Here is a 12,482-nt window from a genome sequence, read left to right as displayed (position 1 = left end):
CTCGGCGAGACTTGGTCCCGTGATCCCTACCGACGCCCTCGAACGACTGCCCGTACGGACCGCGCTGCCCGCGCTCGCCCGCGCGCTGGACGGGCACGGCGCGGCTGTCCTGTGCGCGCCGCCCGGCACGGGCAAGACGACGCTGGTCCCGCTGGTCCTGGCCGGCCTCGTGCCCTCGGCGGGGACCGCCGCACCGGTGCGCCGCGTGGTCGTCGCCGAACCGCGCCGCATCGCCGCGCGGGCCGCCGCCCGCCGCATGGCGTGGCTGCTGGGCGAGGAGGTCGGGGGTGCGGCCGGGCGGGTGGGCTTCACCGTGCGCGGCGAGCGGCGGGCCGGGCCCGCGACGGTCGTCGAGGTGGTCACGACCGGTGTGCTGCTGCAGCGTCTGCAGCGCGATCCGGAGCTGTCCGGCGTGGACGTCGTGGTGCTCGACGAGTGCCACGAGCGGCACCTGGACGCCGACACCGCCGCGGCGTTCCTCCTGGACGTACGGGCCGCCCTCCGGCCGGAGCTGCAGCTGGTGGCGGCCTCCGCCACGACGGACGCGGAGGGCTGGGCACGGCTGCTCGGCGGCGCGCCCGTCGTCGAGGCGCAGGGGGTCTCGCACCCGGTGGAGGTGGTGTGGGCGCCGCCGGAGCGGGCGGTGCGGCCGCCGCACGGGATGCGCGTGGACCCGGCGCTGCTGGAGCACGTGGCCGCCGTGGTGCGGCGGGCGCTGCGCGAGCGGGAGGGCGACGTGCTGTGTTTCCTTCCGGGCGTGGGGGAGATCGCCCGTGTGGCGGGCCTGCTGGGCGGGGAGCGGGCATCGGAGGGGGCGGAGGTGCTGCAGGTGCACGGACGGGCCCCGGCCGCCGTGCAGGACGCGGTGCTGGCGGGCGGCTCGGGGAGGCGGCGGGTCGTGCTGGCGACCTCCGTGGCCGAGTCGAGCCTGACGGTGCCGGGCGTACGGATCGTGGTGGACGCCGGGCTGGCCCGCGAGCCGCGCACCGACCACGCCCGGGGGCTGAGCGCGCTGACGACCGTACGGGCATCCAGGGCCGCCGCCCGGCAGCGTGCCGGCCGTGCAGGGCGTGAGGCGCCGGGAGCGGTGTACCGCTGCTGGGCCGAGGCGGACGAGATCCGGCTGCCGGCCTTCCCGGCCGCGGAGATCACGGTCGCGGACCTGACGGCGTTCGCGCTGCAGGCGGCCTGCTGGGGTGATCCCGACGCGTCCGGGCTCGCCCTCCTCGACGTGCCGCCGGCCGGTGCGCTGGCGGCGGGACGGGCGGTGCTGACGGCCACGGGTGCCGTCGACGCCGCGGGGCGTCCGACGGACCGGGGGCGGCGCATGGCCCGGCTCGGGGTGCACCCGCGGCTCGCGCGTGCCCTGCTGGACGGCGCGCGGGAGGTCGGTGCGCGCCGGGCGGCGGAGGTCGTGGCGCTGCTGAGCGAGGAACCGCCCCGGGAGTACGGCGACGACCTGGCGGCGGCCTGGCGCACGGCCCGGCGTGGTGGTGACGCGTACGCCGGTCGCTGGCGCGCCGAGGCCCGCCGGCTGGAGGGCTCGCTGCGGACCGTCACGGACGACGCGGAGCGGCCGGCCGGAACCCGTGCCGCGGGGAGCGCGCCGACCGACGACGCCGTCGCCGGGCTCGTCGCCGCGCTCGCCTTTCCCGAGCGGGTGGCGCGGGCGCGCGGCGAGCGTTCGTACCTGATGGTCTCCGGCACCGGCGCCGAGCTGGGTGAGGGCTCGCAGCTGCGCAGTGCCCCGTGGCTCGCGGTGGCCGTCGCGGACCGGCCCGTCGCGGCCGTGTCGGCGCGGGTGCGGCTGGGCGCGGTGATCGACGAGGACACGGCCCGGGCTGCGGCCGGGGCGCTGTTCGCCGAGGGCGAGGAGGTGCACTGGTCGCAGGAGCGGCGCGATGTGGTGGCGCGGCGCGTGACACGGCTGGGCGCGGTGGAGCTGTCGGCGGCCGTGCTCGGCGCGCCGGACCCCGAGCTGGTGCGGGCGGCCCTGCTGGAGGGCCTGCGGTCCGAAGGGCTCGGGCTGCTCCGGTGGACTGCGGAGGCGACGGGCCTGCGGCAGCGGCTGGCGTTCCTCCACCGCGAGCTGGGCGGGCCCTGGCCCGACGTGTCGGACGAGGCGCTGCTGGAACGTACGGACGAGTGGCTGGGCGTGGAGCTGGCCCGGGCGCGCCGGCGCGCCGATCTGGAGCGCGTGGAGGCGGGCCAGGCGCTGGAGCGGCTGCTGCCGTGGGCGACCGGCGATGCCGCGCGCCTGGCGGAGCTGGCGCCGGAGCGCATCGAGGTGCCCAGCGGTTCCCGCATCCGGGTGGACTACGGCGCCGGGCAGCCCGTACTGGCCGTGAAGCTGCAGGAGCTCTTCGGCCTGCAGCAGACGCCGCGGCTGGCGGGCGGGCGCGTCCCGGTGCTCGTCCACCTGCTGTCGCCGGCGGGGCGGCCCGCGGCGGTCACCGCGGACCTGGCGTCGTTCTGGCGGGACGGCTACCGCTCGGTCCGGGCCGAGCTGCGCGGCCGTTACCCGAGGCACCCGTGGCCGGAGGACCCGTCGACGGCCGTGGCGACGCGCCGCACCAACGCGCGCCGCCCGTGAGGTCCGCGCTCCCCGCCGGGCCCGCGGGAGACCGCGCCCGGAGAGAGGGTGTCGCGGGAGACGGCGTCAGGGGAGGTAGCGCTCGACCGCTGCGGCCCCCTTCTCCTCGATGAGGCGCCTGGCCGCCTCGACGCGTTCGGGCGTGACGTCGCGCCCGGACGCCATGACCAGGTCCTCGGGGTCGAAGGGCCGCTCACCGCCGGTGTACAGCCGGCTCGGCCCGGACGGGGTGGACGCGTCCTCGGGACTCTCCTTCACGGCGAGCCTCCTCTGCTCAGCGACCCCGCGCTCGGGGTCGGCCGTTCGGGTTTCCCTCCATCGTGTGCCACATGCGCGGCGGGCGCACGACGATCTCGTGCCTCCAGGAGCAGGGAGAGGGCGAGCAGGCACCCGCCGAGGGTGAGGAAGCCCCACGGCAGGTAGCTGGTGAGCAAAAGGACGAGCCGGCGCTGGGACGCCACCAGGGCGACCGTGCTGTCGACGTAGTCGGGTCGCATCTTCACGTGGCCGGAGAAGGCGGGGATCGGCTTCTTCTCCGGGTGGCCGGTCCAGCGCATCTCCTCGCGGTGGATCTCCTCGCCGTTGACGGGCGCCCCGGTGGTGGGGTCGACCCAGAACATGCGCCGGGTCGCGTACCAGCGCTCCAGGCCGAGCTGCCGGACGGCGTCGGGGGTGATGCCGAGCGGCAGCTGCCGGGGCAGGGGGACCTTCGTCCAGGGGATCGTCTGCTCGAAGTAGTAGACCTTCAGGCCGTGGAAGGTCCGGGTGCCCCGGTAGTGGATGGGTGCGGAGGTGCGGGTCATCGGGTCGAAGTAGCGGTAGTCGCGTTTTTCGACGAGGAAGGGCCACTTGTACTGGATGCCGTCGCGGCGCACCGGGGTGCCGTCGACGTGTTCGCCGCCGGCGTGGACGGGCTGCTGGGTGTGGGCGTCGAAGACGTAGCGTTCGGGGATCTGCGAGACCATCGCGCCGTCGGGTCCGGCGACGTAGGAGAGGGTGTCCCAGACGACGACGTCGCGGCCGGTGGCGTCCTTGACCTTTCTGGCCTGTTCGACGTTGCCCTTGAGGGTCTGCACCGTGGTGACCTTCGGGACCTGCCGGGGCTGGAGCGTGGCGTAGTCGATGAGGGTCGCGTCCTTCGCCTCCAGGACGGCCGTCTGGTACTGCCCGGCCGGGACCTTGGCCAGCTGGGGGAAGGCGTACCAGCGCAGCAGCGGTGACAGGGCGGTGCAGAACACCGCGAGGGCCAGCAGGACCAGGCTCGCTCTGCGGCGCATGGCCGGGCCGCCTACGGGTGGGCGGGGACGGAGGAGAGCAGGGGCTCGGGCGAGGTGACGCCCTCGGGCGGGCCGACGGCCGTGAGGGTGAGGACGAGGGCGAGGGCCGCGGCCAGTCCGATGGCCGCGGCGGCCAGTGCACGCATGCGAAGCCTCCTGGCGGGGTTCCCCGTGCCTGACAAGGCGTCAGAGATGGGCACGGTAGCAACGCACGCCACGGATGAGAACCACGCGGCACGGCCCTTCTCCCCGCCGTCCGGCAGGGAGAAGGGCCGCAAGTGGATCGGTGCCGCGCCGCGGGTCAGTGGGCGGCGGACTCCCAGTCCCGGCCGACGCCCACCGAGACGTCCAGCGGGGCGCGCAGCGAGACGGCACCGGCCATTTCGCGGCGGACCAGCGCCTCGACCTTCTCGCGCTCGCCCGGCGCGATCTCCAGCACGATTTCGTCGTGCACCTGCAGCAGCATCCGGGAGCCGAGCGTCTCGGCCGCCAGCGCCTCCGCCACCCGCAGCATCGCGACCTTGACGATGTCGGCGGCGGTGCCCTGGATCGGGGCGTTCAACGCCATCCGCTCGGCCATCTCCCGGCGCTGGCGGTTGTCGCTGTTGAGGTCCGGCAGATAGCGGCGGCGGCCCAGCATCGTCTCGGTGTAGCCCGTGGCCCGGGCCTCCTCGACGACGCGCTGCAGATAGTCGCGCACTCCGCCGAACCGCTCGAAGAACGTGTCCATCAAGCGGCGCGCCTCGTCGGGGGCGATGTTCAGCTGCTGGGAGAGGCCGAACGCCGACAGGCCGTACGCCAGGCCGTACGACATGGCCTTGATCTTGCGGCGCATCTCCGGGTCGACGTCGCTCTTGGCGACGCCGAACACCTGCGAGGCGACGGTGGTGTGCAGGTCCTCGCCGGAGGCGAACGCCTCGATCAGACCCTCGTCCTCGGAGAGGTGGGCCATGACGCGCAGCTCGATCTGGCTGTAGTCGGCGGTCATCAGGGTCTCGAAACCCTCACCGACGACGAAGCCGCGGCGGATGGCCCGGCCCTCGTCGGTGCGCACCGGGATGTTCTGCAGGTTCGGGTCGGTGGAGGACAGCCGGCCCGTGGCGGCCACCGTCTGGTTGAAGGTGGTGTGGATCCGGCCGTCGGGGGCGACGGCCTTGATCAGACCCTCGACGGTGGAGCGCAGCTTGGACTGCTCACGGTGCCGCAGCATGATCACCGGGAGCTCGTTCTCCGTCTGCGCGGCGAGCCAGGCCAGGGCGTCGGCGTCCGTGGTGTACCCGGTCTTGGTCTTCTTCGTCTTCGGCAGGCCCAGCTCCCCGAAGAGCACCTCCTGCAGCTGCTTGGGCGAGCCCAGGTTGAACTCGCGGCCCGCCGCCGCGTGCGCCTCCTGCACCGCCTGCTGCACGGCGGCAGCGAACTGCTGCTCCATGCGCTCCAGCCAGCCACGGTCGGCGGCGATGCCGGCCCGCTCCAGGCCCGCCAGCATCGCGCTGGTCGGCAGCTCCACATCGGTCAGCAGCCCGGCGGCGCCGACGTCCTTGAGCCGGCCGGTGAACGCACCGCCCAGGTCCAGCACCGTGCGGGCGCGGCCCATGAGGGCGTCCGCCTCCGCCTGCTCGTCCGCGCCGAAGGCCAGCTGGCCGTCGCCCGCGGCCGCCGTCGCCAGCTCACGGCCCAGGTACTCCACCGACAGCGCGTCCAGGGCGAAGGAGCGCCGGCCGGGCTTGACCAGGTAGGCGGCCAGGGCGGTGTCCATGGTCACGCCCGCGACCGACCAGCCGTGCTCGGCGAAGACGCGCATGGCGGCCTTCGCGTCGTGCATCACCTTGGGCCGCGCCGCGTCCGCGCTCCACGCGGCGAACGCCCGCTCGTCGGCCTCGTCCAGCTCGGTCGGGTCGAACCACACCGCCGGGCCCTCGCCCGTCGCCAGGGCGATCTCGGCGACCCGGCCACTGCCCCGCGACCAGCTGTCGACCACGGCCACACCCAGCGGGGCGCTGCCGTGCCCGGCCAGCCACGGCGCCAGCTCACCCGTGCCCAGCACCACGCCGTCGACCTCGGCACCCGCCTCCGGAGCCGCCTCCGGGGCCACCTCCCCACCCGGGTCGGCGGCCAGCAGCCGGTCGCGCAGACCGACGTTGCGGATCTCCAGCCGCTCCAGGAACGCCACCAGCGCCGACCGGTCGTACGCCGCACGCAGCAGGCCCTCGGGACCGGTGGACAGCTCGACGTCGCGGACCATCTCGGTCAGCCGGCGGTTGAGCTTCACCGCCTCCAGGTGGTCGCGCAGATTCTGCCCGGCCTTGCCCTTGACCTCCTCCACCCGCTCCACGAGCTCGGCGAACGAACCGAACTGGTTGATCCACTTCGCGGCGGTCTTCTCACCGACACCGGGAATGCCCGGCAGGTTGTCCGACGGGTCACCGCGCAGCGCGGCGAAGTCCGGGTACTGCTGAGGCGACAGGCCGTACTTCTCCACGACCTTCTCCGGCGTGAAGCGCGTCAGCTCCGACACGCCCTTCGTCGGGTACAGCACGGTGACGGCATCGCTCACCAGCTGGAAGGAATCGCGGTCACCCGTGACGATCGAGACGTCGAAGCCCTCGGCCTCCGCCTGCGTGGCCAGCGTCGCGATGACGTCGTCGGCCTCGAAGCCGTCCACCGCGAACCGCGGCACGCTCATCGCGTCCAGCAGCTCGCCGATCAACGCCACCTGGCCCTTGAACTCGTCCGGAGTCTTGGACCGCGTCGCCTTGTACTCCGGGAACTCCTCCGAGCGCCACGTCTTGCGCGACACGTCGAACGCCACCGCGAAGTGCGTGGGCTTCTCGTCACGCAGCGTGTTGGCCAGCATCGACGCGAAGCCGTACACCGCGTTCGTCGGCTGACCGCCCGACGTGGTGAAGTTCTCCGCGGGCAGCGCGAAGAACGCCCGGTACGCCATGGAGTGCCCGTCCATCAACAGCAGACGGTGGCGCCCTCCCTCCGCTGCTGCCTCGGTGCCGGTCGGTTCGTTCGCTGTCGCGGTATTCGATGCCTTTGCTGCCACGCCCCCGATCCTGCCACGGCCCACTGACATTCCCGGCCACGGAACCCTCGGCCACCCCGCTGTCGGACCCCCATGACAGGATCGGCACCGCACGACCCACCAGCGCAGCACCGACCGCTCAAGGGGGAGCGAGATGGCAGGCAAGCCGCCCACCGGCGATCCGGTACAGGACGCACCCGACGTCACCGCCCCGCAGCACGCCGCCGCCGGGCTCCCCGCCATCGCCCACACCCTGCGCATCGCCAACGATCAGATGGGCGTGCGCCGCACCGCCCTCACCCTGCTCCGGGTCAACCAGAAGAACGGCTTCGACTGCCCCGGCTGCGCCTGGCCCGAGCCGGACAAGCGGCACACCGCGGAATTCTGCGAGAACGGCGCCAAGGCCGTCGCCGAGGAAGCCACCCTGCGCCGCGTCACCCCCGCCTTCTTCGCCGAGCACCCCGTCGCCGCCCTCGCCGAGCGCAGCGGCTACTGGCTCGGCCAGCAGGGCCGCCTCACCGAGCCCATGTACCTCGCCGAGGGCGCCACGCACTACGAGCCGGTGTCCTGGGAGCGCGCCTTCGACATCATCGCCGAAGAGCTGACCGCCCTCACCGGCCCCGACGAGGCCGTCTTCTACACCTCCGGGCGCACCAGCAACGAGGCCGCGTTCCTCTACCAGCTCTTCGCCCGCGAACTCGGCACCAACAACCTCCCCGACTGCTCCAACATGTGCCACGAGTCCTCCGGCTCCGCACTCACCGAGACCATCGGCATCGGCAAGGGCAGCGTCCTGCTGGAGGACCTCCACCAGGCCGACCTGATCATCGTCGCGGGCCAGAACCCCGGCACCAACCACCCCCGCATGCTCAGCGCCCTGGAGAAGGCCAAGACCGGCGGCGCGAAGATCATCACCGTCAACCCGCTGCCCGAAGCAGGCCTGGAACGCTTCAAGAACCCGCAGAACGCCCGCGGCCTGGCCGGCGTCGGCACCCCCCTCACCGACCTCTTCCTGCAGATCCGCCTCGGCGGCGACCAAGCCCTCTTCCGCCTGCTCAACAAACTGGTGCTGGAGACCGAAGGCGCCGTCGACACCGCCTTCGTCCACGAACACACCCACGGCTTCGAAGCCTTCGAGGCCGCCACCCGCACCGCCGACTGGGACGAAACGCTGCGCGCCACCGGCCTGCGCCGCGAAGAGATCGAAACGGCCCTGCGCATGGTCCTCGCCTCCCGGCGCACCGTCGTGTGCTGGGCCATGGGCCTCACCCAGCACAAGCACGCCGTGCCCACCATCAGGGAAGTCGTCAACTTCCTCCTGCTGCGCGGCAACATCGGCCGCCCCGGCGCCGGCGTCTGCCCCGTACGCGGCCACAGCAACGTCCAGGGCGACCGCACCATGGGCATCTTCGAACGCCCCTCCACCGCCTTCCTCGACGCACTGGAGAAGGAATTCGGCTTCGCCCCGCCCCGCACGCACGGCCTCGACGTCGTACGGGCCATCCGCGCCCTGCGCGACGGACAGGCCAAGGTCTTCTTCGCCATGGGCGGCAACTTCGTCGCCGCCACCCCCGACACCGACGTCACCGAGGCCGCGGTACGGCGCGCCCGCCTGACCGTCCACGTCTCCACCAAGCTCAACCGCTCCCACGTGATCACCGGCGCCCGGGCCCTGATCCTGCCCACCCTCGGCCGCACCGAGCGCGACCGGCAGCACAGCGGCGACCAGTTCGTCACCGTCGAGGACTCCATGGGCATGGTCCACGCCTCCCGCGGCCGCCTCGCCCCCGCCGGCCCCCACCTGCTCTCCGAGCCCGCCATCGTGTGCCGCATGGCCCGCCGCGTCCTCGGCGACGCCAGCCGCACCCCCTGGGAGGACTTCGAGAAGGACTACGCCGCCATCCGCGACCGCATCGCCCGCGTCATCCCCGGCTTCGAGGACTTCAACGCCCGCGTCGCCCGCCCCGGCGGCTTCACCCTCCCCCACGCCCCCCGCGACAGCCGCACCTTCCCCACCGCCACCGGGAAGGCCAACTTCACCGCCGCCCCCGTCGAGTACCCCGCCGTCCCCGAAGGCCGGCTGCTGCTGCAGACCCTGCGCTCGCACGATCAGTACAACACCACCATCTACGGCCTCGACGACCGCTACCGCGGCATCAAGAACGGCCGCCGCGTCGTCCTCCTCCACCCCGACGACGCCCGCGCCCACGGCCTCGACGACGGCTCCTACGCCGACCTCGTCAGCGAATGGACCGACGGCAGCGAACGCCGCGCCCCCGGCTTCCGCGTGGTGCACTACCCCACCGCCCGGGGCTGCGCCGCCGCCTACTACCCCGAGACCAACGTCCTCGTCCCCCTGGACCACACGGCCGACACCAGCAACACCCCCGCCAGCAAGTCCGTCGTCATCAGGATCGAGCGGCAGACCGACGACAGTTGACGCCGGCACGGTCCAGCTGGAAAAAATTTCACCACACAACGACCAAGGGTGATCGGAGCGACGACGCATGGGCGAGCAGAGCAAGACCACGTTCCCGCAGGACATCATCGACCAGTGGGCCGACAGCGGGCTCGACCTCGCCGCCCTCTTCTCCGCCGGGCACCTCGGTGAGCGCATGAGCGTCCACGTCGCCGAGGCATCCCCCGAGCGCGTCGTCGGCACCATGCCCGTCGAGGGCAACACCCAGCCCTACGGACTGCTGCACGGCGGCGCGTCCGCCGTGCTCGCCGAGACCCTCGGCTCCGTGGGAGCCATGCTGCACGGCGGCCCCGGCCGCATCGCCGTGGGAGTCGACCTCAACTGCACCCACCACCGCGGAGTCCGCTCCGGACTGGTCACCGGCGTCGCCACGCCCGTCCACCGCGGCCGCACCACCGCCACCTACGAGATCGTCATCACCGACGAGCAGGGCAAGCGCGTGTGCTCCGCCCGCCTCACCTGCCTCATCCGCGACGCGGCCGGCACCACCTGACAATCCCCGGTCCCCCGGGGGCGCTTCGGCCCCCGGGGCTATCCGGAAGCCAGGAATCGGGTCGCTCAGCGCAACCCTTCCGGTCAACTCTGTTAAACAAACGCCCCCCGAGTGACCTACGTCATAACAAGACAGTCACATCATGGCCTCCACCTCTGCCCCGGCGTGCCGCACACCCCTAGAGTCACGGCCATTCACCACCCCGCCGGGCGGTTCGCACACACCTCCGCGCCTCCTCGCATTTCCCGCTCAGCCCGTTCCTTCCTCCCCGCCCGGTGGGCGTTAGGGCACCTCCACAGCGAGGGCCTCGCCAGGGAAAGGAAGCACCGTGCGACACCATTCCTTGCTCCTCCTCACCACCGCGATCACCACAGGGGCCCTCACGCTCAGCGCCTGCGGCTCCCGCGACGACAAGGGCAGCGACAGCGACGACGGCGGCAAGAAGACCACCGTCACCATCGGCCTCGACGCCCCCCTGACCGGCGACCTCTCCGCCCTCGGCCAGGGCATCAAGAACTCCGCCCACCTCGCCATAACCAACGCCAACAAAAACAAAGAAGTCCCCGGCGTCACCTTCGAGTTCAGCCCCCTCGACGACCAGGCCCAACCCACCTCCGGCCAGCAGAACACCACCAAGCTCGCCGGCGACAAGAACGTCGTCGGCATCGTCGGCCCCCTGAACTCCAGCGTCGCCCAGTCCATGCAACAGGTCGCCCAGGCCAACAACGTCGCCCTCATATCCCCGGCCAACACCACCCCCGACCTCACCCAGGGCAAGGACTGGAAGGAGAACAACCGCAAACGCCAGTTCTCCACCTACTTCCGCACCGCCACCACCGACGAAGTCCAAGGCGCCTTCGGCGGCCAGTACGCCTACGAACACATCAAGGCCAAAACCGTCTACGTCATCGACGACCAGAAAACCTACGGCGTCGGCCTCGCCGCCGCCTTCTCCGCCAAATTCACCGCCCTCGGCGGCAAAATCGTCGGCACCGAACACGTGAACCCCGAGGACCGCGACTTCAAAGCCATCGTCTCCAAGGCCAAGAGCACCAACCCCGACCTCATCTTCTACGGCGGCGAATATCCCGCAGCCGCCCCCCTCAGCCAACAGCTCAAGGACGGCGGCCTCAAAGCCCCCCTCATGGGCGGCGACGGCATGTACAGCGGCGACTACATCACCCTCAACAAGAAATCCGCCGGCGACTACGCCACCTCAGTCGGAAAGCCCGTCGAACAACTCGACTCCGCCAAAAAATTCATCGCCGACTACAAAGCAGCCGGCTACAAGGACCGCTACGAGGCATACGGCGGCTCCACCTACGACGCCACCTGGGCCATCATCCAGGCCGTCAAGGCCGTCGTCTCCGAAAACGGCGGCAAACTCCCCACCGACGCCCGCGCCAAAGTCGTCCAGGCCCTCAACAAGGTCTCCTTCGACGGCGTCACCGGCCGCGTCTCCTTCGACCAGTACGGCGACACGACCAACACCATGATCACCGCCTACCAGGTCGACGCAACAGCATGGAAGGCCCGCCACAGCGCGGAATACAAGCGCTGACCCGAGGACGCCCAACACCCTCACCCAGCGCCACCGGCGGCCGGGCCGTACCCACACACCACACCCGCACGGCCCGCGCCGACCGCCCGTACCCCTTCCCACCCCACGGAGGCCCGGCGGTGCACGAACTGCCGCAACAGCTGGCCAACGGACTCATCCTCGGCGCGATGTACGGACTCATCGCGATCGGCTACACGATGGTCTACGGCATCGTCCAGCTCATCAACTTCGCCCACGGCGAGATCTTCATGGTCGGCGGCTTCGGCGCACTGACCGCCCACCTCATCCTCCCCGCGGGCACCGGCCTGCTCCTCGCCCTCCCCCTCATGATCCTCGGCGGCATCCTCGCCGCCGTCGCCGTCGGAGTCGCCGCCGAACGCTTCGCCTACCGGCCCCTGCGCAACGCCCCCCGCCTCGCACCACTGATCACCGCCATCGGCCTGTCCATCGCCCTGCAGCAAGCCATCTGGAAGTGGTACCCCGACGCCAAGAAGGCCCGCGTCTTCCCCCAGTTCAAGGGCGACTCCATCGAAATCCTCGGCGCCACCGTCCAACGCGGCGAGATCTTCCTCCTCGTCGCCGCCCCCCTGTGCATGCTCGCCCTCGGCCTCTTCGTCGCCAGGACCCGCACCGGACGCGGCATGCAGGCCACCGCACAGGACCCCGACACCGCCCGCCTCATGGGCATCAACACCGACCGCATCATCGTCATCGCCTTCGCCATCGGCGCCGCCTTCGCCGCGATCGCCGCCGTCGCCCACGGCCTCAAATACGGCCAGGTCGACTTCCGCATGGGCTTCATCACCGGCCTCAAAGCCTTCACCGCCGCCGTCCTCGGAGGCATCGGCAACATCTACGGCGCCATGCTCGGCGGCGTCGTCCTCGGCGTCGCCGAAGCCCTCGCCACCGGCTACATCGAGGAGATCCCCGGCATGACCCAGTTCGGCGGCGGCTCCTGGAAGGACGTCTGGGCCTTCGTCCTGCTCATCCTCGTCCTGCTGCTACGGCCCCAGGGCCTGCTCGGCGAACGCGTCGCGGACAGGGCGTGATC

The 12,482-nt window shown here is 72.0% G+C and carries 9 protein-coding genes; 5 read left to right on the top strand and 4 right to left on the bottom strand.

From position 1 onward, the window contains the following. Positions 1 to 19: 19 nt before the first annotated feature. Entirely contained in the window at positions 20 to 2,593 is a 2,574-nt protein-coding gene (gene hrpB / locus IE182_RS17750; RefSeq protein WP_190110826.1) for an ATP-dependent helicase HrpB, read from the top strand. A gap of 66 nt (positions 2,594 to 2,659) precedes the next feature. Here hrpB and IE182_RS17745 read toward each other — a convergent pair whose 3' ends face one another. The 4 genes from IE182_RS17745 to polA form a co-directional block, all read right to left on the bottom strand. Next, entirely contained in the window at positions 2,660 to 2,851 is a 192-nt protein-coding gene (locus IE182_RS17745; RefSeq protein WP_190110825.1) for a hypothetical protein, read from the bottom strand. Continuing rightward, entirely contained in the window at positions 2,848 to 3,870 is a 1,023-nt protein-coding gene (gene pgfA, locus IE182_RS17740; RefSeq protein ID WP_190110824.1) for a cell envelope lipid trafficking protein PgfA, read from the bottom strand. Before pgfA ends, IE182_RS17745 begins: the two co-directional genes overlap by 4 nt. An 11-nt stretch (positions 3,871 to 3,881) precedes the next feature. Then, positions 3,882 to 4,016: an SPW_0924 family protein gene (locus tag IE182_RS17735; RefSeq protein WP_190110823.1), complete on the bottom strand. Its 135-nt coding sequence runs from the start codon at positions 4,014 to 4,016 to the stop codon at positions 3,882 to 3,884. 155 nt (positions 4,017 to 4,171) lie between these two features. Then, positions 4,172 to 6,829 carry a DNA polymerase I gene (polA, locus tag IE182_RS17730; protein WP_229844913.1) on the bottom strand — a complete coding sequence of 886 codons (2,658 nt, stop codon included), beginning with the start codon at positions 6,827 to 6,829 and terminating at the stop codon, positions 4,172 to 4,174. A 223-nt stretch (positions 6,830 to 7,052) separates the two neighbouring features. Between polA and IE182_RS17725 the strand changes: the two genes are divergently transcribed. From IE182_RS17725 to IE182_RS17710, 4 genes are all read left to right on the top strand, one after another. Beyond that, positions 7,053 to 9,338, top strand: a complete 2,286-nt coding sequence (locus IE182_RS17725) for an FdhF/YdeP family oxidoreductase (protein WP_190110821.1) — start codon at positions 7,053 to 7,055, stop codon at positions 9,336 to 9,338. A 67-nt stretch (positions 9,339 to 9,405) separates the two neighbouring features. Beyond that, entirely contained in the window at positions 9,406 to 9,870 is a 465-nt protein-coding gene (locus IE182_RS17720) for a PaaI family thioesterase (RefSeq protein ID WP_190110820.1), read from the top strand. Between the two features lie 343 nt (positions 9,871 to 10,213). Further along, positions 10,214 to 11,431 (top strand): branched-chain amino acid ABC transporter substrate-binding protein, encoded by a 1,218-nt coding sequence (locus tag IE182_RS17715; protein WP_190110949.1) that lies wholly within the window; start codon positions 10,214 to 10,216, stop codon positions 11,429 to 11,431. A gap of 119 nt (positions 11,432 to 11,550) precedes the next feature. After that, the gene (locus IE182_RS17710) at positions 11,551 to 12,480 is read left to right on the top strand and encodes a branched-chain amino acid ABC transporter permease (protein WP_190110819.1); all 930 of its coding nucleotides are present in this window, start codon (positions 11,551 to 11,553) and stop codon (positions 12,478 to 12,480) included. Positions 12,481 to 12,482 lie beyond the last annotated feature (2 nt).

The organism is Streptomyces cinnamoneus (genome assembly GCF_014650495.1).
Taxonomy (GTDB): Bacteria; Actinomycetota; Actinomycetes; order Streptomycetales; family Streptomycetaceae; genus Streptomyces; species Streptomyces cinnamoneus.
Note: the sequence above shows the minus strand (reverse complement) of the source record. Positions and strands in the feature narration are given on the sequence as shown.

Bases quoted from the DNA above. Each gene is read 5' to 3' on its own strand.
- pgfA (WP_190110824.1), bottom strand. From the start codon at position 3,870: ATGCGCCGCAGAGCGAGCCTGGTCCTGCTGGCCCTCGCGGTGTTCTGC.
- IE182_RS17720 (WP_190110820.1), top strand. From the start codon at position 9,406: ATGGGCGAGCAGAGCAAGACCACGTTCCCGCAGGACATCATCGACCAG.
- IE182_RS17735 (WP_190110823.1), bottom strand. From the start codon at position 4,016: ATGCGTGCACTGGCCGCCGCGGCCATCGGACTGGCCGCGGCCCTCGCC.
- IE182_RS17725 (WP_190110821.1), top strand. From the start codon at position 7,053: ATGGCAGGCAAGCCGCCCACCGGCGATCCGGTACAGGACGCACCCGAC.
- polA (WP_229844913.1), bottom strand. From the start codon at position 6,829: ATGGACGGGCACTCCATGGCGTACCGGGCGTTCTTCGCGCTGCCCGCG.